Origin of the sequence: Lentzea alba (genome assembly GCF_011067745.1) — a bacterium.
GTDB classification, from domain to species: Bacteria; Actinomycetota; Actinomycetes; order Mycobacteriales; family Pseudonocardiaceae; genus Lentzea; species Lentzea alba.
In genome coordinates, this window is sequence record NZ_JAAMPJ010000004.1 from 1 (window position 1) to 19,860 (window position 19,860).

At 62.9% G+C, this 19,860-nt stretch carries 17 protein-coding genes and 1 pseudogene; 4 read left to right on the top strand and 14 right to left on the bottom strand.

The features are described 5' to 3' along the window. The first annotated feature begins 278 nt into the window (after nt 1–278). On the top strand, nt 279–515 hold the full coding sequence (locus G7043_RS15685) for a hypothetical protein (protein WP_166046416.1): 237 nt from the start codon (nt 279–281) through the stop codon (nt 513–515). A 48-nt stretch (nt 516–563) separates the two neighbouring features. Then, a complete protein-coding gene (locus tag G7043_RS15690) occupies nt 564–1,139 on the top strand; it encodes a hypothetical protein (RefSeq protein ID WP_166046417.1) in 576 nt (191 codons plus the stop codon). On the opposite strand, the gene G7043_RS15695 is transcribed toward G7043_RS15690, so the two are convergent. Beyond that, complete coding sequence (locus G7043_RS15695; RefSeq protein WP_166046418.1) at nt 1,130–2,518, bottom strand: hypothetical protein; 1,389 nt, start codon at nt 2,516–2,518, stop codon at nt 1,130–1,132. The two genes, G7043_RS15690 and G7043_RS15695, sit on opposite strands and share 10 nt — an antisense overlap. Before the next feature lie 104 nt (nt 2,519–2,622). Beyond that, nucleotides 2,623–3,039, bottom strand: coding sequence for a hypothetical protein (locus tag G7043_RS47585; protein ID WP_207311251.1), 417 nt, complete (start codon nt 3,037–3,039; stop codon nt 2,623–2,625). Between G7043_RS47585 and G7043_RS15705 the strand changes: the two are divergent. Together G7043_RS15705 and G7043_RS50370 are read left to right on the top strand one after the other, a co-directional pair. Further along, nucleotides 2,926–3,994, top strand: a pseudogene (locus G7043_RS15705) (IS256 family transposase); the annotation flags it as partial. The gene G7043_RS47585 and the pseudogene G7043_RS15705 sit on opposite strands and share 114 nt — an antisense overlap. Nucleotides 3,995–4,142: 148 nt before the next feature. Further along, nucleotides 4,143–4,274 carry a hypothetical protein gene (locus G7043_RS50370; protein WP_390827123.1) on the top strand — a complete coding sequence of 44 codons (132 nt, stop codon included), beginning with the start codon at nt 4,143–4,145 and terminating at the stop codon, nt 4,272–4,274. A 357-nt stretch (nt 4,275–4,631) separates the two neighbouring features. On the opposite strand, the gene G7043_RS15715 is transcribed toward G7043_RS50370, so the two are convergent. From G7043_RS15715 to dpdJ, 12 genes are all read right to left on the bottom strand, one after another. After that, a complete protein-coding gene (locus G7043_RS15715; protein ID WP_166046420.1) occupies nt 4,632–5,171 on the bottom strand; it encodes a VUT family protein in 540 nt (179 codons plus the stop codon). Further along, a complete protein-coding gene (gene dbpB / locus G7043_RS15720; protein ID WP_207311253.1) occupies nt 5,168–6,331 on the bottom strand; it encodes a DGQHR domain-containing protein DpdB in 1,164 nt (387 codons plus the stop codon). Before dbpB (G7043_RS15720) ends, G7043_RS15715 begins: the two co-directional genes overlap by 4 nt. Then, entirely contained in the window at nt 6,328–7,566 is a 1,239-nt protein-coding gene (dpdA, locus tag G7043_RS15725; protein WP_166046421.1) for a tRNA-guanine transglycosylase DpdA, read from the bottom strand. The genes dbpB (G7043_RS15720) and dpdA overlap by 4 nt, the downstream gene beginning before the upstream one ends. Then, nucleotides 7,563–8,702: a DGQHR domain-containing protein DpdB gene (gene dbpB, locus G7043_RS15730; RefSeq protein ID WP_166046422.1), complete on the bottom strand. Its 1,140-nt coding sequence runs from the start codon at nt 8,700–8,702 to the stop codon at nt 7,563–7,565. The genes dpdA and dbpB (G7043_RS15730) overlap by 4 nt, the downstream gene beginning before the upstream one ends. Then, nucleotides 8,702–9,616 (bottom strand): hypothetical protein, encoded by a 915-nt coding sequence (locus tag G7043_RS15735; RefSeq protein ID WP_166046423.1) that lies wholly within the window; start codon nt 9,614–9,616, stop codon nt 8,702–8,704. The genes dbpB (G7043_RS15730) and G7043_RS15735 overlap by 1 nt, the downstream gene beginning before the upstream one ends. After that, the gene (gene folE2, locus G7043_RS15740; protein WP_166046424.1) at nt 9,616–10,437 is read right to left on the bottom strand and encodes a GTP cyclohydrolase FolE2; all 822 of its coding nucleotides are present in this window, start codon (nt 10,435–10,437) and stop codon (nt 9,616–9,618) included. The genes G7043_RS15735 and folE2 overlap by 1 nt, the downstream gene beginning before the upstream one ends. Next, nucleotides 10,434–10,793, bottom strand: a complete 360-nt coding sequence (gene queD, locus G7043_RS15745) for a 6-carboxytetrahydropterin synthase QueD (RefSeq protein ID WP_166046425.1) — start codon at nt 10,791–10,793, stop codon at nt 10,434–10,436. The genes folE2 and queD overlap by 4 nt, the downstream gene beginning before the upstream one ends. Beyond that, complete coding sequence (gene queE, locus G7043_RS15750) at nt 10,793–11,434, bottom strand: 7-carboxy-7-deazaguanine synthase (protein WP_166046426.1); 642 nt, start codon at nt 11,432–11,434, stop codon at nt 10,793–10,795. Before queE ends, queD begins: the two co-directional genes overlap by 1 nt. Then, entirely contained in the window at nt 11,431–12,183 is a 753-nt protein-coding gene (gene queC / locus G7043_RS15755; RefSeq protein ID WP_313887958.1) for a 7-cyano-7-deazaguanine synthase QueC, read from the bottom strand. The genes queE and queC overlap by 4 nt, the downstream gene beginning before the upstream one ends. A gap of 759 nt (nt 12,184–12,942) precedes the next feature. Further along, a complete protein-coding gene (gene dpdD, locus G7043_RS15760; protein ID WP_166046427.1) occupies nt 12,943–14,937 on the bottom strand; it encodes a protein DpdD in 1,995 nt (664 codons plus the stop codon). Further along, on the bottom strand, nt 14,934–15,455 hold the full coding sequence (dpdK, locus tag G7043_RS15765) for a phospholipase D-like domain-containing protein DpdK (protein WP_207311254.1): 522 nt from the start codon (nt 15,453–15,455) through the stop codon (nt 14,934–14,936). The genes dpdD and dpdK overlap by 4 nt, the downstream gene beginning before the upstream one ends. Further along, nucleotides 15,452–19,822, bottom strand: coding sequence for a protein DpdJ (gene dpdJ / locus G7043_RS15770; RefSeq protein ID WP_207311255.1), 4,371 nt, complete (start codon nt 19,820–19,822; stop codon nt 15,452–15,454). Before dpdJ ends, dpdK begins: the two co-directional genes overlap by 4 nt. Nucleotides 19,823–19,860: the final 38 nt, after the last annotated feature.

Below are 19,860 nucleotides of genomic sequence, written 5' to 3' on the forward strand. Positions count from 1 at the left end.
GCTCGGCTGGCTCAGTCCCGACGAGTACGAGGCCGCCTGGCACGCCGATCAACTCGAGCCATCTATCATCCCGGCGTCCCCAACCGGAGCCAGGTAATCAACCCTCCGAGTTCTCGGGGGAACCTCACTGCACTGATTCACCCTTCGGGCGCGATGGTGCCGCCGATGGGCGGAACTTGGTCGGTGACGGCCAAGGCGCCCGCTCAACACAACGATCTTGCGCAATCATGCGAGATGACCGCGAGCATGGACCCGCACCTGGACGGAGGAGCTGGCAGGTGGACATCGGTGAGGAGTGGGCGTACCGCGCCAGGCAACAGGACGAGGTGACCAAAGTACGGATCCTGCGCGTCGGCACGAACCGGCCACCACGGGTCCTCATCAGGTTCATGGAGGACCGGTTCGAAGGTCGTGAGGAGTGGGTGTCACCCGCTCGACTGAAGACCACATGGGACAAGGTCGATGAATGGGTAGCAAACGATCAACGGTGGACAGCTATCCGGGACGCGTCGTGACGCAACCGTGAGGATCCCGAGCTGCGCGCTGCGGAGATGGTCCTCGAGGTGGAGAACCTGCCGCTGGACTGCATCTCGACCGGCTACAACCGCGACAACGGGATTCTTTTCATCAATGACGTAGCCGAACTGTCGCGAGTCCTGGGTTTGGATCCGACCGAACTGACATCCGATCCCACCGCTTTCGAGAACGACGACGGGACATGGGTGGTCCCATTCGCCACCACGCTGGTAGTCGCCCAGCGGGCGGCTTCAGTCTTCGCCGACGAAGTGCTGACAGAGGTCGAAGAGGCCGAGACGAAGGCTCGCCAGGAAGCAATTCACGGCAGCTACCACCGCAGCAGTCGAGACGACGGCTATATCGAGCCGGAGATCTGTATCGAGGTGGACAAGATGTACGCGCCTGCGCGGCAACTGGTCCGAGACTGGTGCGGCCACGAGGCAGCGGAACGACTCACCGAGCTTGTCGCACTACGTGCTGAGGTGTTCCGGCTTGGCAAGCTTGTCGAACGAGCGGTCACGGAACTCGGCAAGTGGGATCGCACAACAGCCGACGGACTGGAGAAGGAGCTGGGCATCCCCATCGAAACCTTGCGTCACAGCCGTCGGCCTGATCACCACTGACGATCTGGACCATACGGACTCCAGCGACCGAGGTAGGGCTTCAAATCCTGCGGCCGGGGATCGGGAATTTCCGGCAGCCGCAGGCCTCCACAGGTGGGATCAATTCGATCAGCGTAGCTCTTGGCCCACAGAATCCATTCGGCAAGTTCATCCTGCATCTTGCCTTCAGCGGCGCGTGAGTCCTCCAAAGAAGTGCAGTACGCACGGATCTTCGCTGCCCGGTCCCACAGGTCGACTTGTTCGACAATGGCCTTGATCTTGAAGTCCTCGACGAATCGGTCCCTGGCCTCAACCATCGCGGATTCCCACTGCTGCTGTCGGCGGACCTTCTCGTTGGCGAGGGCAATGCGACGCTCGTCGTCGAACTGGGCTCGTCCTTCCAGCTCAGACAGGATCTCGCTGAGCTTGTCCTCCAGCGACCAGCGCTCTCGGTCGCCCCAACGACGCCGTCGACCGTTGTAGGAGTAGTTGTGCGGGAGTTCGAGGCTCAGGCGTCCGGTTCCCGCCCATCTCGTCTCTGGCTGTACGCGCTGCCAGGAGTAGGTCTTGTTCTGAGCAAGCTCTTCCAGACTCGGCAGATGATCGACTGGCTTGTATTCTTCGTCCATCGTGAGGGTGAACTGCGACTCGCGAATCAACATCACAAATCCGGACTCGCCGTCACCCAGGTCGGCGTCGTGGCCGCGCCTGGACCACTCCGCGATGAGTGACTGGATGATCCGCAGGGCGCGATCGAGGCTTTCCTTGGACACGTGCAGGCGTTCCGGTTTCCGCTGGAGTCGCACGACAACCTGGTGTGGTTGATCGAGAGAGTCGACGACCTCGACCCGCGGCCTGTCCTTCCAGTACTTGGCGTCGGGGTGCTGTCCTTCGACGAGCTCGATGATCAGGTCACCGTCGTCTCTGCCGTGGTGCCGCAGATGCATCCCGGCCGGCACCAAGCCAGACTGCTTGGCGGCGTGAATCGCTCGCCTCCACGCGGCGCGGGTGTCGCGATCGGGCTGGACGATGTGCAGACGGCTGTCCTTGTGGAGACGGGACAGGAGCTCCTCGGCTGAGATTTCGACAGCCTTCGCCTGCGGACGAACCGGCTTCTGCGGTTGGTCCACGGGACGCGATCGCACAGGCTTCGTCTTGACATCCCCGCTACGACCGGGCCGATCCGGGTGATGACCATGTTCCAGGTAGAAACGTCCCGCTTCGGTGATCTGCGAGGTCCACACGCCGTCGACCCGTGGCGTGGTCACTAGCCCCCTGTCCCGTAGCGCATAGATCGTCCGGGCCAGGCTCGAGTCGCTGGCGCCGACTTCCTCACCAGCGTTTCCGACACGCCGGAGGGCATCGAACTGCCGCTCGGTCAGGGGGTCCCAGCGTCGCACAAGCCACCTCCTAGAGCATGATCTCAGCTCGTTGCGGACTCGGGCGAGAACGCGCCTGAGGAGATGCCCCCGTGTGAGACACGGGGCATCGGCGAGTACAGCGGTCAGGCTGCGCTCGGCACTTCGTCGGGCTCTGGCAGTTCGCGCAGCAGCGTCTTGCCCGTCTCCTTGTTTGTCCGGTAGACCTCGACGTAGATCTCCTCGCCGAGTTCCACCTCGTTGTTGTTGTTGAGGTCCGCTCTCAGGTCCTCGGACATGACCTTGACCAGCAGCAGGGCATTGCGGCCGGTCGTCGGCAGGCGGAGGAGGTAGCCGCCACGGCCGTTGTCCTCCGGCACGACTCGCGTCACCTCGGCGTGCCCGCACCAGTTCAGGGCCGCCGGACGGATGCCCCGGCCGGCACGTCGTTGATCGACGAGATCGTGCGGGAGAGTGCCCGGCGGATGCTGGCCGAGGCGCTGCGTGCCGAGGTCGACGTCTATATCGCGGCGTTCGCCGAAGAGCGTGACGAGTGCGGCCACCCCCTGGTGATGCGTAACTGCTACCACCAGCCGCGGGAGGTGCTGACCAGCGCCGGCGCGGTCGAGGTGACCGCACCGCGCGCAACGACAAGCGCATCGCCCCCGACACGGGCGAACGCGAGCGGTTCTCCTCGGCGATCCTCCCGCCGTGGACGCGCAAGACCCCGAAGATCACCGAGGTGCCGCCGCTGCTGTACCTGCAGGGCCTGTCCTCGGGGGACTTCGTGCCCGCGCCAGCCAGTTCCTCGGCAGCAGCAATGGCCTGTCCGCTCCGGTGGTCACGAAGCTGACCGAGCAGTGGAAGACCGACCAGCGCGCCTTCGCCGAACGCAGTCTGTCCGATGTGGACTACGTGTACCTGTGCGCGGACGGCGTCCACGTCAACATCCGCCTGGAGGAACACAAACTCTGCCTACTCGTCATGATTGGCGTCCGTGCCGACGGCCACAAGGAGCTCGTCGCCCTGGCCGACGGCTACCGCGAGTCCACCGAGTCATGGGCCAACCTGCTGCGCGACGGCGCCCGCCGCGGCATGCGCGCCCCGGTACTCGCGGTCGGCGACGGCGCGCTCGGGTTCTGGGGCGCACTGCGCGAAGTCTTCCCCGACACGCGCGAGCAGCACTGCTGGTTCCACAAGATCGGCAATGTGCTGGCCGCGCTGCCGAAGTCCGCGCATCCCGGCGCGAAGAAAGCCCTCGCGGAGATCTGGAACGCCGAGGAAAAACGACACGCCCTGGACGCCGTGAAGGCCTTCGACGCTGCCTACGGCGCGAAGTTCCCCAAGGCAGCCGCCAAGATCACCGACGATCTCCACGAGCTGCTGGCGTTCTACGACTACCCGGCCGAGCACTGGATCCACCTGCGCACCACGAACCCATCGAGTCCACCTTCGCCGCCGTGCGCCACCGCACCAAGGGTCGCCAAAGGCCCCGGCTCACGCGCCGCCGGGCCAGCGCCCAGACGAGGAAGCCGCCTAAAGATCTTGATCCACAGATCTTGACAATTGCTCACTCACCGAGCAGGCAGGGCTGCCCAGAATCCGCGTCCACGACCTACGTCACTTCGCCGAGACCGCGACGCTCAGCTCGAAGATTCCGCTGGCCATGGCATCCAAGACGCTGCGCCACTCGACCTTGTCGACGACCACTGAGATCTACGGCCACCTGCTGAAATACATCGCGCTAGACGCGGTCAAGGCGATCGAGACCGCCCTTGCGAAGGCCGACGCGGCGTAGCGCGACCACATTGCGATGATAAACGGAAAAAAGACACCAGCGAGTCTACCTCGAAAGGTAAACCCGCTGGTCACCGACCGTCGGGACGACGGGGTTTGAACCTGCGACCCGTTGCCCCCAGGATAACTGAGCAGGTACGTTAACCGCCTTAGGCTAAGGCCCGAAGATCCGCTCCTCCTCGGAGCCGCCGAGCACTTAAGCCTCTGACCCTGACACAGCCAGTCGTGCGCCCTGACGTCTCTACTGCGCAGAAACACAAGGGGCAGAAGGAAACCAGCGCAGTTGACTACTACCGTGACGGCTCAGCGAGCAGGAGCGCGGCGGTTAGAGCGGCGCGAATGTCACCCGTTCCGTCGTTCAGGTCACCGACTGCGCACCTTTCCTAAAGACGACAACGATCCGGCGCATCACCTCACCGAGAAGCAGACAGACTCCGGTCACCCACACCGCCTTGACAAGGATTTGCCCTCCTACCGCAGTGGCTGTCAGACCGAACCCGGACAACCAGAGGAAGAGCACTGTGTCCGCAACCGAGCCCACCGCATTGGACGACACAAGCGCGAGTCGCCAACTGCGCTCTCGCAACCGGCTGTAGACCATCATGTCCAAGAACTCGGAGAGGGCGAAAGCAGCGCCCGAAGCCAGGGCGATGCGGCCGTCAGCAACGAGAACGGACAGCACCGTGCCCGCCGCGATACCTATCCAAACCCACGACCGTCCTGCGAACTCCTGAACCGCATCACGCAAGCTGAGGGCCAGCGCAGCGGTGTAGGTGCCAGCTGGAACAAGAAGTCCGAATCCTGCAGCAATTAAGCCGAACTGGCTGGTGACGAGGTTAGCCAGCAGGACAGTGCCGACATACGCGGTGACCGTGAGCAGTAGCAACAACCGTTTCATCGCGCAGAAGATCGTTTCCTTGCGGGCTTGGCATGCCTTCGGTAACAGTCAAGCAGGTGGTTGGTCAGCAATTGGATGTCTTTCGAGGTGTTCTGGAGTTCGTTCCACTTGCGCGTGGACCCGTCTTTAAACTCCCAGTTGCCTTGGGTCCATCGGCAGATCGGTGCTAGGGCCTTCAACTCGACCACGAAGTCCTCGACCGTGAGTTCTTGGCCGTTGGACTTGATCTTGATGATCTCGTCCATCACGAAGCCGAGGCTGATGATGCCAACGCCGTGGGTGAGACGGGACTTGGTCGGTTTGAGGTCCCAGGGCAGGCTGAAGACCTTGGAAACACCAGTCCAGTAGTTCTTCAGCACGCGCAGCATGGAGGCCACGTCCCCGTCACCTGCCCCCGCATTGCGATACTCGTGGAGTGCTCCGTTGTCGAGGCTGTGCTCAAGCATCCGCAGGATCGAATTATCCTTGACGAAGCCGTCAGGCATCGTCGTCGTGTGGATCCTGTGCCTGAGCGGTGAATCCTCGTCGTAGTTGAGCCGCTCCAGCAACAGCGCCGGAAACTGCCGGAGCTGCAGCGGCAACGGGAGCTGCCCTGAAGCTGTCGGCAGCAGTTCGTGGATCAAGCCCTTTGGCAAGGGCTTGGTGTTGTTGACCAAGATGAACTGAGACCGCTGTTCCGCGGCGTCATCCGTGATGAACGCGGTCACACAAACGGGGAAGCTCTCAACTCGCGCCTGCCGGATCGCGGAGCTGCGCTGCTGACCGTCGACGATCCACCCTGGCTTGTCCGACTCGGACCACTCCTCATCCACAGGGATCATCAACGTGCCGGCCCGGCTGTGCCCGTCAGCGGGCGCACCCTTCGCGGGTTCGAACGTGACACGCTTGTCGAACGCCACGACGAGAGCGTTCGGCAGCATCGCGTCGGCAGACTCGATGTACCGCTTGATCGCATTGATGTGCGAGGTCACCGCAGTCCGTTGGTAACCCTGCAGTTGGGCGTCCTCATCGCGACGAATGCGAGCAATCGTGGCCACCTTCGGCAGTTGCTTGCCGTCGATCGCGAAGGTGTAGAGAGTCCTGTTGGGTCCCTGCTTGACCTCGATAGCGGGGATCCGCAGCGTCTGCTCGGTCTCTATCAGGCTGTCGGTCGCGGTCACGCGGTACTCCCTGCTACCAGTTCTCGGTCAAGTTTCTTGCTGAAGACATACAGGTTGTGAAACCCGCGGCTCTTGTTGCGCTCTGAGCCGCGGAACAGGATCACCTCCACGCCGATCCGCTTGCAAATCGCGCATGGACACTTTTCCCACGGACGATCCGTGAGTGTCTCGTGGTACGCGGCGCGGTGATCCTTCTTGGGGTCGTACAGCTTCTCGTAGGCGCACAGCGCATCGACGACCTCGTCCACGCCGGCTCCGCCGTCAGCGAAGGAGCGAACTAGGCGAAGACAGGTCTGCTCGTGCTCGAACGCGAGTTCTTGCTCGATGCGACCGGCGCTGATTTCCTTCCTCAGCCGGGGACTGCCGTCCACCTGAGGGATCCTCACCGCCACGTAGTTCCGGCCCGGTGTGTAGTAGTTGTCCTTGTCGTCCTTGAACGCCTGCCGGAAGGCGGAGGTGGAGTCGAAGCTCGTCACGCCGTACCTGCCGAACTCCAGGACCTGCTCGCACCGGCTGATGCCCAGGAGATGAAGTTGGGTTTCTGCAGCACGCTCGTCGGCGATTCGACGCAGGCTCAACAAGATGTCTGCCGTCTTCAACGGCACCATGCCACCCAATGCGATGCGCTTGAATCCGATCTTCTGGAGCACGGCCACAGAGTGTGCGTAGGAGTCGGGATCCCATCCCTGCGCTACGCCCATGGGGGTGAAGTCCACTTTGCGAAGTCGGCACAACTTCCAGAACTCGGCGGCCAACTCGAGGGTAATTTCTTGACGCCGGGACCACTCCGGCAGCTTGGGCTCGTCGGCTGGGGTGACCGGCTTGAAGCCGAAGATCACGTGGTCGACGGAGATGCCGATGTGCAGCCCTGTTTCCTGGTAGAAGTCGATGACTTCATCGGGCGTGTACGGAGGGTACTCCTCGCTGACGTAGTTGAAGGCTCCGCAGTCACCCATGATCTGCAGGTCCCTGCTCTGACCAGATAGGCGGAAGAACTGCTCAGCGCCTTCGCGGTAGAGCCTATGACGCTGAGCAACCGTGTACTTCCCGGTTCCACTCATCGTGCCGTCCACGATCGCCTTCGAAACGAGCAGCCCGTCGAAGGGTGGCTCCTCCAGGGCCTCGTGGGCGTACAGGTCATCGCGTTGGCGGATGCGGAACGCCTTCTTCTCCTCGGTGATGAAGTCGAACGCAGGATCTATCTGATCCTGCGAGTCAGGGAAGAAGAACTTCATAGCGTGGGCGTCCTGCCGCTCGTGACGTAGGTGCGAATGAGGAAGTTGGACAGTTCTTGAATGTGCTTGGGGACGTTCTCGATGGTGTTCCACTTCATGTCGAGTTCCTCCCAGGTACCGCTGGTCCACCGGCAGTGCGGGGCAACCTTCGCGAGTTCGCGACGCACCAACTCGGGAGCGTCCTCACGCAGCGGATCCACCGCAGTCAGTACTCGATCCATCAGCTTGCCCATAGCCCGGATTCCTGCACCGTGGCTCAGTCTGCTCTTGGTCGCAGGTTTGCCCCACGCTTCGGGGAAGGTGTCCTTCACCGCTGTCCAGTAGACGGTCAGTGCCCGCCACACTCCCTCTACATCGGTGTCGCCGCTGATCACGTTGCGATACTGGAACAGGCAACCAGCGTCTTTGAGCGAATCCTCGAGCATCTTGACGACGATGCTGTCGGTAATCACTGCGGACTGCCGCGCTTTCGGATCTGTCGACGTGCGGATGATCAGGCCGTGGAACGGCGACTGGTCGTTCTGGTTGAGCATGTTGCACAGCCGCGACGCTAGTTGCTTGAGCGTCAGCCTCCGCGGAAGTTCTGTGGTGACCTCGGGCAAAAGTTCGGTGACCAGGCTACGAGGTAGAGGCTTGGTCGTGTTGACCCGGATGAACTGATCGCGCTGCACCGACACCTCGTCCGCGATGAACGCGGTGATCGGGACTGGGAAGTTCTTGTTCGCTGCTTGTGAGAGAGCGAGCGCGCGCTGCTGTCCGTCGACGATCCATCCCGGCTTCGAACGGCCAGGAGGCACGAGGGGAATTTCGATCATGCCTGCGGTCGCGTAGCCGTCGGTCGTCTTAGGTCCTCTGCTGCTGGTGAAGCGGACATCGGATGACAACGCGAGGATGATCGGGTTCGGGAACAACACCTCGCGGCCGTTGAGGTACTCGACGATCTCCTGCACGTGGGCACGTACCGGTGGACGCTGGTAGCCGATCAGATCGCCGGCGTCGTCGCGGTTGACCCTGGAGATCTCCGCAACCTGGAGGATCTCAGCGGCGGTCAAGGTGAAGAGATACAGCGGTCGCTTCGGAGTCTGCTCGACCTGCAGAGCGCGTCGTGCGATCAAAAGAGTGGAGGGGTTCGCCATCATCCGCTCCCGACAGTATTCCGGAACAGCTGGCGAAACCGGCCTTGTTCGCAGGCAAATCCGGCATCCCGAAGCTCACGCAGCATGGAAGTGTGCGTGCTCCTCGGAGTTAGCCGTTCAGCGATGAAGTTCAGCACCTCGGCGTCACTCATCGGCACACGTTCGAACTTGCGGCGTGGTGCGCTGGCCGAACGCAACCGCAGCAGATGTTCGGTGAGGACCGGCCTGCTCAGGTCATTGCCTTCGAGCAGATTCGCGGCGATGCGCACGTTCAGCGAGCCGAGGCTACCACCCAAGGTGTTCTGCAATCTGGCGTCAGTCGGCAGGAGGTATCGGTCCCACTCACCCGCTGACGACGCATTCGCGGAGATGATCGACATCCGCTCCGGGTTCCGGAGGTGGCTGGCGGCGTTGACGATGTCCGGTCCGATCGCACGCAGGTAGCTGCTGGACAGCACGACCACGAAAGTCGCGTTGGGATCCATGTCTGCCAGCGTGGCCAGCGAACGTGGTGCAGTCGTGCCAGGACCTCGCCAAGTTGTCAGGTACTGCCACCACTGCTGGATCTTTGCAGTCGTGTTGCCGACGCTGTCAGGTTGATCTGTAGCGAACGTCGCCGCGTACGGCCGCAGTTCCGCGTCAAGCGGCACCAAGCCGTAGCCGGCCGAGCAGATCCAGGTACGGGCGTTTTCGACCTTGGTCTGGAGTGTCCGTGCGATCTGCCACTGGTCGCCTGCGTACAACTGCCCAGCTGGCACCGCTGGAGCATCGGAACTGCTCAAGCGTTTGATCCATGCGTCGAACCGGCTAGCGGTGCCAAGCTGGGTCAAGCTGCGCAGTTGGAGTTCTTCCGGAACGGCACGTTGCTTGCGATTGGTGCAGGTGACGATGATGTGTACACGAGACGCGCGCATCAGATCATCTCGAGCGCGTATGCACCACGGCGAGGCCATTCAGTTACGGCGTAAGCCGCATGATCGTGAATGCTCTCGTCGTTGGCGGTGTGCACTCGGAACGCGCCGACACGCGCGTCCGAACGCAGTCGTCCGGCAACCGTCCGTGCCATGTCCTCTACGAAAACCGGGTTGTCGTAAGCCTGCATCGTGACAAAACGCTCGTCCGGCCGTTTCAGGAGCGGGTACACGGGGGCTGAAGCCGCTGACTCCGCCAGATCGAAGAGTTCCACCAGGCTCACTTGGTCTGCCCGGTCAGGTTGCTCTGCGAGCAGAACACCGATAGTGATGTGACCACGCTGGTTGTGCGCGCCGTAGTCACTGATCGCCTTGCTGCACGGGCAGACACTCGTTACAGGCACAGTGACTTCGACTCGAGCTGCACTGTCGTGCTCGCCACCTGTCACGGTCCACCGGACTCGGTGGCCAAGCTTCGCACGTGCACCGCTGACCGGAGCCAGCCGCTCGCGGAAAAACTCCGTGTCTACGGACACCTTGGCCCACGGCGCTTTCAGCTTGCGAAGCACCTCTCCGTGGACGACCTGCATACCAACAGCGCTGATCTCAGAGGCGCACTCGTGCAGGATCTCCACGAACCTGCTCATGTGCGTGCCCTTGACTTCAGCAGGTAGTGCGACAGCGAGCGCGAACTCGCCGATGCTCTCCTGCTTGTCGCCACCGTGATCCGACACCAGCACGGGGTATCGCAACCCGTTGATGCCGACCTCGTCGAGAGCGACGCCCCGTGTGTCTGTCCGGCTCTGGACGTCTTCGAGGGTCATGCCGCATCTCCCCGGTACACACAGCCAGACGTGCAAGTCTCCCTGACTACGATCTTGGACAGCGGAAGCTCGTCGATGAGCCGATCCCAGATCCACCTGGCCAGGTTCTCACTGGTGGGGTTTTCAAGACCGGGAACGTCGTTCAGGTAGTGATGATCGAGTTCAGCGTCGATCGGCACGAACGCCTTTTTCAGGTCGCCGAAGTCCATGACCCAGCCTGCACGTGTATCGACGTCGCCTGAGACGTGCACTTCGACCCGATACGAGTGTCCGTGCAGTCGCGCGCACTTGTGACCCTCCGGAACGTTCGGCAGCCGGTGCGCGGCCTCGAAGGTGAACTCGCGGAAGATCTCCATCAAGCGATTCCTAGATACTTGTGCGTTTGCAGACTGAGACTCCACTGTGGATTCTGCAAGCAGTACTCAACAGCGGACTTGGTGTTGGCCTCGACATCGGGGCCATCCATCGGCTGAAGTCTGAGGTGGGTGAAGTCAAGATCTTCGAAGAGCGCTGGCGGTGCAGCGAGTTGGGGGTAGACCAGCTTGAGTTCGTCCCCAGACGTGAGTACCAGTTCAGCGCCCGCTTTGGGACTCACACAGATCCAGTCCAGACCAGGCGGGGCAGGCTTGGTGCCGTTAGTCTCCACGGCGATCTCGAAACCTGCGTCGTGCAACGCGTCGACCAGCGCGGTGTCGAGTTGCATCAGAGGTTCGCCGCCAGTGCACACGACAAACCGCTTGGCACGCGGACTGGCGAGCCCTGACCACGCTCGGCTGATGGCATCGGTCAAAGCATCAGCAGTGCGGAACATCCCGCCGCCTGGACCGTTCGTACCAACGAAGTCCGTGTCGCAGAACTGACAGATGGCTTTGCCTCGTCCGGACTCCCGGCCGTTCCAGAGGTTGCACCCCGCGAAACGGCAGAACACCGCGGGGCGGCCGGCATGAGAGCCTTCGCCCTGCAGCGTGTAGAAGATCTCCTTGACCTGATAGGTCACGTGTTCACCGACTCTGACAGCACGGGGTCGGTGAGGCCGAGGTCCTCAAACCCGCGCTTGCGGAGCAAGCACGAGTCACACGTGGCGCACGCCTGTCCCGAAGGACCGGGGTCGTAGCACGAGTGGGTGATCGAGTAGTCGACACCGAGCTCCAGACCTCGCTGGATCGTCTGGGCCTTGGTGAGATCGACAAGGGGGGCGTACACACGGAACTTCATGCCACCATCAGCCCCTGCGACCGTGCCGAGAGTGGCGGCTTCCTCGAACTTGTCGAGGAAGGGACGCCGACAGTCCGGGTAGCCACTGTAGTCAAGAGCGTTCGCACCGATGAAGATGTCCGTCGCACCCACGGTCTCTGCCCAGCCCGCCGCTACGGACAGGAAGATCAGATTACGTGCCGGTACATACGTGATGGGCGCTGAACTTGAGTCGAGCTGATCGACACTGTCGTGGTGCGGAACATCGATGTCGTCAGTCAGAGCGGAGCCGCCGATCGCTCGCATTCCGAGATCGAACACGATGTGTCGCGCTGCGCCGAGCTGCCTGGCGACTCGGTGCGCGGCAGCCAACTCAACGGTGTGCCGCTGGCCATAGCTGAAGCTCAGCGCGTACGTCTCATAGCCCTCTGCGTTGGCGATGGCCAAGACTGTCGCCGAGTCCAGGCCTCCGCTGAGCAGCACAACAGCCCTGCGGGGTTGGTCCACCGTTGCCTCCAAGATCAGATCCATACCTGCGATCAGGCGGATCACCAAAACTGTGACGGTATCAAGATCGTAGCAGTGCAGTTTTCATACGCTCGCAGCGCGCCTGTGTAGTTTCCGAGTTCTTCCTTGGCCGGAAACTGTACCGCCGAAGCTTGGCGATCTTGGGGAGTTCGGGACGTGTCGCGCGGCTGATCCGCTGGCCCGTGACGCAACTCGACGATCGAAGCCAGCGCAGGGACACCAGCCGACGGGCCATCCTGTAAAGATCGTCGAGCGTACATTCTGCGGTCAGCGCATGTCGTGCGCCCAGCCCTGACGAGGCCTACCGGGCGGTCTGCGATCGAAGCGGCTCTGCGGCCGCGTGCCAGTGAAGTCGTGGGAATCCGACGCGACGTGCCAGTGTTCAGCGTGTTGCTCACGGACGCGAGTACATGCCACGAGGCCCAGTAGGTAGGCACTCTGCCGACAGGAAAGTTGCCGGCCATGGGGGCGTGACGTCAGGCGCACAGTGTTGGCTCCGTCGGTCGCCTTGAGCCACACGTGCAAGACGGGAGTAGGTACCGATGATCTTGCTGTCGAGGTGCCGTCGTGGCTATTCTGCTTCATCAGCGGCTGGCGCTACCAGGAGCGTTGGAACGCCGCATTCTTCTGCCAGTGCAATCAGTTCCGAAAGCTGCTGGGCGCTGAGCCGCTGTTGAAAGTCGTGCGCCCTCGTTAGAACGTCCATGATCACAGTAAGTCGTACGTCGGCATCAGAGCGGGGCGTTAAGCAGTCGCGCCGAGACAGAACAACGACGACTCAAGCTATCCGTACCGCCTCCTCAGTTCTGCCAGCGTTGTGCGGAGCAGCGAGGCAGACCCGCTTCCGTCCACGTAGGCGATCTTCTCGCTACTGGTGTGACCGGAGATGAATCCGGTCGCAGCGTGCTTCGCGCATCGAGTGATCAACACGACCAGATCGGCGTTCTGCACCCACTGGCGCAGACGAGGTCCGCCGACGTGGTCGGACGAACTCGTGACGCGGGCATTCGGTGCAATGGAGCGGAGTTGCTCGGTCACCCGCCCCAGAACCTTCTCATCGAGTGAGTAGAGAAGGACGTTCACATTCGCGGAGTGCCACGCCTCCGACTCCGCGTGCTCGTCGCCTAGTTCGGTCTGCCAAGGCAGTCCGAGTCCGAGCTCTCCGTCGAGCACACGGGCAAAGGCGATGTCCGCCAGGTCCAGTCGTTCCGAATGCCGAGAGAGTGGGGTCAGCAGTCGGTAGCCCAGTTGTTGCCGCGCGACTTCATCTGGGCACGCCGACAACACCAGCGAGTCGACGATGTCCAGTACGGCAGACGCCCGCTCCGGCGCAACCCAGCGATCAGACTCCGAGCCAATCTCCCGGAGCAGGTGCTCGTAATCGTCGGCGTTCGGTGCACCGCGCAGTGCGACCCCGAGGAGCGCCTGGATCACCAACAGGTCGCCAGGTTTGAATCGGCTGTGGGTGAGGGCGTTGAGGATGAACGCCTCCGCACTGCGGCCTGCCGGATCGTCGTACCCGGTGGCCTCCAGGAAGGCACCTACTGCGCTCCACGCCTGCTCAGCAGCTTCATCCCCCAGGCCGTCCAACAAGCCAGCAATCTCATCGTCGTTCTGGGCGGGCGACGGCCAGTCCTGCCAACCAGCCTCCCTGAGCACGTTGCGCACAGCCGGGGAGTTGTCGGACATCGCCGCCACCAACTCACTCCAGGAGGAGATCACTGGCTGTGGCTCAGGAGTGATCACTGTGTCAGGAGAGCCATCCCCGAGCCTACTCAGCAGTTCTGTGCGCACCGCCTCAGGAAGCTCCTCGAACCGCCCCAGGTTCTGCAGCGCGTCATTCGCGTGCTTGAGCAGATTGTGATCATCACGGATGACTCCTGCGAGCACTGCGATGGTCAACGCACCGGTCGAACGGAGCCTGAGCGGCCCGTTCAACAACTCATCCAGGTGAGTTCCGGTGTCACACAACGACTGGATCGCAGCCTCCAGGCCGCCGGCCGCGAGGTGGTCCTCGACCGCACTGAAGTACAGGGATTCCAAGAGGGCTTCGCGCACCGGGGTCGGAGGCTCCTGCCGGATGATGTCTGCCAGGCGAGGCAGTGCCTGGATCTCAGCGTCCTTACCTAGCCGGTTGAGCCGTTTGATCGTCAGGTAGGCCAGGTTGCTCGCATCCAGACCGCCGGTGTCCCGCAGTTGGTCGAGGATCACCGCTGAACTCGCCTCACCGCCGGCGGCCAGCGCAGCGTCGAACTCCGCCAGGAGTCTGCCGGTGGGTTTCACAACGTGCCACGACCGCGTCGGCCGCCTCGCGAGCACCTGCTGCATCAGGCACATCGCGTCGGTCAACCTCGCCCGCCGCTTCGGCACCGGGCCCGCACTGAGGCGGAACACCGCTGCGGGGCTCATGGACTCGAGCAGGATTCGCTCAACCTCCACTCTAGAGTCAAGTCGAACGGGGCGTTCCATTGACGCATCGACGAGGTGGCTAGGACCCGCGAATGCCTTGATGAGTTCCGCTGTGGGGACGACATCCTCGCGCTTGTCCACCGCCACGTAGATGACGAAGGTGTCCATCGACTTCTTCAGCGAGGGCAATACCAGCGGGATGTCCGACCGCTGCAGGGCGATGTCGACGAACGGCCTGGTGCGGTCCGCCCATTCGTAGCCCTCGGCCATGTCCGGCCATGCATCGTTGACCGCTGCCGCGAAGAACGCTTCCAGCAGCGTCCGGGTAGATTCGAGTGTTCGTGGTGAAACAGCCTCGATCTCGGTCACGTCGCACTTTCCCAACGCCGTTCAAGGTCGATTCGTGCCTGGCCGGGCTCACGCCCACCTTGGTTGTAGATGACCGCCTCGTCGTTCAGCGACATACCGCGAATCGTGAAATTCATGGATCCCGTCAGCAGCCACTCCTGCCCGCAGAGTGTCTTCTCGTGGACCTCAGATGCCTGTATGATCTTCAGCCGTCCACGAGGTGCCACGGCCTTCAACCGGTGCAAGAAGGGTTCGTTGTGGGCATCGGGGCGGGTCACGACGTGGATGTGAGCTCCTGCCGAGTTGATCCTGGCCAGTGCGTCGGACAACCGGCACACAGTCACCGAGTCATCTCCGAAGACGGCGTCGAACTCGCCGGCGGAGTTGTCGATCACGTCGACATCGGTTATCCATGGCGAAACCAGCCAGATCAGCGGACTGGGGACGAGCATCTCGGACAACAGCACGGCACGCAGGACCGGTGCAACCCTGATGCGCGTCTGCTCGCTTATGCGGATTGTGCGCGCGGCTGTGGTCATTGCACCGCTTCCCTGATCTCCACACGTACGGTGGTGCGGTCGGAATGCCTGATGATGTTTCGGACTTGCCCGTAGACGCGAAGCGCGTCCCGATCGGCGGGCAGAACCGGGAGGAGCGCCAATGCCGCAGCCACCGCATGGTTTCCGCGGCTGCGACTAACCAGGTCAAGTTGCCCGTGCTCGGCAAGTGCCGCTTGGTATTGCACGATCCAATCCGAGTCCTCAAGGTCGATCTCGAACACCTGTTCCGCGTGTGAAGCGGTGACGAGCGCTCGGTCCACCACCGTCTCCTGGCCATATCCCTGGTAGTACTGCAAGTGCTGGTTTCGAGCCTGGTGGCCGCGTGGCCACAAAATGCTGAATGCCTGGTCGGCCGTCAGCTCGCGCTCGTCGGCAGCGAAGGATCCGCGACTGGCCGCGTAGGCCACCACCCGCGCGTCGACTTCCACCCCGAGTCGCTGCTCCAACTTGATCCAGTCCTCCACCAGACGCAACGCCGTGCGATCCGAGGCCGTGTCCGAACCTGGCCGCAGCAGGCGCGTCGACAGAGCGGCGACCGCGGCGTGCCGAGGTGGCCCGCTCAAGGCCGTCCATGCCTCACGCAGGTCCTGGAGCCCAGCTTCGGCAGTGTGTGTGGACTGGGCGCGCCGCAACTCCGCCATCGCGGTCGCTGCCGGCCCGGCAGGATTCATCGTCAACTCCTTCAACAGACCAAGCATCGTGGCATCCACGTGCTCGTGCTCTCCCGGCGCCAGGATGGAGTCGACGAGCGTCCAGAACGCCCTGGGGTCCTGCGCGTAGTTCTGGACCAGGTACTCGACCACGCCGACGCCGCCGATCGACGTCTCGGTCAGCCACACCACGTCGTGGTCTCCCTGCCTCCCTTCGAAAACGTCGACGGTGAGGTCCTTGTCCTGCGCATGTGGACACACACGGATTGATGCCGCGAGGATCGCTGCAGCGATGGTGTGCGCGTACACCTGCGCCGCCAGCGATGCTGTCCGGTCCACGATGTCTGGATCCACCAATAGCCGACCTGCGCGGTTGAGGGAGTCGATGACGTCGCCCTGAGCGGCCAGCGCCGAGAGGTCCTGGACGAGTCGTTCCGTCGTCGGCACGCCGGAACCCGGCGCCTCGGTGCTCCGGTACATGACGGTGAGGATCTCTTGGAGTTGATCACGCCAAGCCCCGCCAGCAAGCTTCGCGTGCACCTCCGAGCCCGGACTCCCATCCGCTCCGGCGAGAGCGAAGGCAGTGAGGTAGATCTGGGCCAGCCACTCACGCTGGAACTTGTTCGTCAGGTCGTCGAGAGCGGGGTCGGTGCGCACCGCGTCGAGGAAGGCCAACGATCGCCATTGAGGTGACGCGAGGTAGGCCCGAAATCCAGGGTTGTCGAGATCCGGGCGCTTGAGGACGAACTTGATCCCATCCACATCCAGGTGGAAGCCCAGGGCCGCCGGTTGGCCATCTAGCAAGTAGGTGATCTTCCGTCGCTGATCGACGCGCTGGTTGGCGCGCGCGATGACGCTGTCCGCCCCGATCGTCATCCGCCTTACCTCGACCGGGTTTCCGCTCCTGTGAGAGCAGAACCCGACCTCGACCAGCCTGGTGCTCCATGGCGACGGGTCCGGGACATCAGCCGCGTTGGGCGGTGTGCTGTCGTCGACCACGATCTGGCTGACCCATCGGGGAACGCCCTGGGACCTCGTGTGGATCTCAGGATCCGGCTCCGTCAGGCGGATCCGCGTCGGACGGACCACCTTGTAACGCCGACCGTCAGGGTCTTCCCACGCACCTTCCACGGTCGCGCCTGCCCCGACCATCGTCCGCAGGTCGAGCTCATCGGAGTCGGCAGGAGGTGCAATCCAGGTTCGATCGTCGTCGCGTCGGTAGGCGTACCGCTTGCTGACCCTGCCCGGTACGGCCTCACGCAGTGCCTGCGCGACGCCAAGCGCCTCCGAGTCGTCCTGGTTGCCGAACGGCAACTCCAACTCGACCTCGGGGAGGTTCAACGGTGCGAACAGCGAGGTGGTCAGGAACTCCGGCAGCAGCTTCCCCTGTCCGGCACCTGGGTCTTCGCGCGCGGAGACCCACCGTGTATTCAGCCGCCTCAGCGCTGTCGGGACCACGGACAGCAGCAACGACCTCGGGGGATCCCACAAGATCGCTTGGACGTCGTCCGGGTCGATCTGCAACGCACGCTGGATGTGCTTCGCGAGGCTGTCTTGGATCGTTGGGTTCTCCAGCACCTCACGCAGGATCCGGGCGGCGGTCTCGCAGGCGGAATCGTCCGGCTGCTGTCCACTCCACGGGCGTGCCAACACAACGCGAGGATCAAGGTAGCAGTTTCGCGCCCGCATCCGAGCACCCAGCCAGTCGAGCATGGCCTGCGTTGCCTGGATCTTCTGAATGAACCTGTTGCCCACGGGCAAAGTGGAGGCGGTCAGGACAGGGGTGAATAGCGACTCGTAAGCCTGGTAAGCCAAGCGGTCGCGGCCGTACTCCGAGAGTGTCACCACTGTGATCGGCCTGGTGTCCCGGAGGCGGCCGGCCCGTCCTCGCCTTTGGATGAAGGCCGCTGGGTTGCGTGGCGCCTTGTGCTGCAGCACCAGCCCAACCCTGGGATCGTTGACCCCCACTTCCAGCGACGGCGATGCGACTGTGAAGTCCGCGTCTCGGTCCATGCCCGCGTCCTGTGATGAGGTTCGACCGATTCGCAAGTGCTGCTGTCTCAAGTCAGACGACAGCCTATGCCCGATCTTCTCTGCCACACGCCACACTTGACCATCGCGCTCGCGATCAGCTTCGAAGCTTCCCGCAGAGGATCGCAAGGCAGCCAGAACCGGCCGACCACCATTTCGCATCGCCCGGTTCTGCCCGCTCTCGGCGTCGCGGAAGGCATCGTAGAAGCGGTTGGTCACGTCCAGGTCGTCGGTGAAGGCAAAACCGGTCGTGCCGAACACATGCTGCTTCTTGTCCAGGATCCTTCCGTACAGCATCGCCGTCTGGATCGAGGTGGACAACAGGCTTGCCTGAGACACGGGGTCGCCGCGCAGCGCGATGCAGTACTCACGTCCCTCGTCCAGCATGTCGTCTTCCCTCGGCTCAACTCGGTCGACAGCGCTCGGGGGAAGACCGGTCAGAGCAGCGAAGAACCGCTCGCTGTCGCGCAGCGTTGCTGACAAACCGACGAAAGTGACGGGCTTTCTGGTTGCGTTGCGCCAGCGCCGCAGAAGGAGCGCGACTTGCGCACCGTGCATCCCGACGTAGGTATGCACCTCATCCAGCAGGACGACGGAGGGCGGCGCCCCACCCTGCCAGCCGAGCACACCCGAGAGGTTGTTCGTCGCACCCCTGTTCAACATCTCCGTGGTGCTGAACAGAATTTCCGGTGGTTTCGCCCTGATGCTCTCCCTGGTCAGCGCAAGGCTCGGTGGATCGATCACGTGCAGGCAGTTTCCGCATTTCAACCGCTCGACACCGGCGATCCGATCGGTCTCCGGCCAGATCAACTCGCCGATGTCACAAGCCGGACAACTGAAGTACGGACACACGAACCCACTGTTGCGCCGCTTCCAAGCAGATCGTGCATTCTCAAAGAACCGAGACTCCTTATTGTGCTTCGGCGTGTCCCCGTACAGAACACCGATCCGGATGCGCTGTGGAATGGCCGCTGCGTCGTGAAGCCGTTTCGCGGTGCGGACTGCCTCAACCAGTTGGTCACGCAGCAACTCCACGCGCGGGTAGATCGCCAAAGTGTGGACGCCCCTCCGCCCGGACTCCACCATAGAAGCAAAAGCCGGAAGGTAGAAGGCCATGGACTTCCCGCTACCGGTGCCTGCTCCCACGATGATGCCTCGACTCCGGTCCGCACCGATCGCCAAGAAGATGCGTTGCGTCGCGTCGACCTGAAACGCGGCCAGATCGTTCTTCCCCACGAGTGTCCTCGTGACCCGCTCCTGGGGAGCATCCCATCCTGACAGCGTCGCGAACTCGGCGCACGCCCGGTCCACCGTGATGTCGCGCTTCGGATAGCGACGCGGTTGGACGTGCAGTCGGTAGTCGGCCACGAGCCGCGGCCCGCTCAGCCACCAACCCGTCTGCTGCGTAACTCCCCAACGAGGAGCGAAAAGTTGCCGCAGGTTCACGGTCAACCGCAGGGCCTCGGCCATCCGCGTTCGGTACCCATGCGTTTCCGCGGTGTCGTAACTCGGCGCAGTGCTAGACACGGGCACCAGCAACGCCTTGCTGACCAGGTAGTCAACAAGGGCTTCGATGGTCACGCCGCGAGGTGCGTCTTGGTGTTCGGCGAGTATCCGCTCGATCGTCGTCGTGACTTCGTCCCGAGAAAGCACCCCGGTTGTCACTCCCCAAGACAATAGGGGTAATTCCCGGTCCTCCAAGG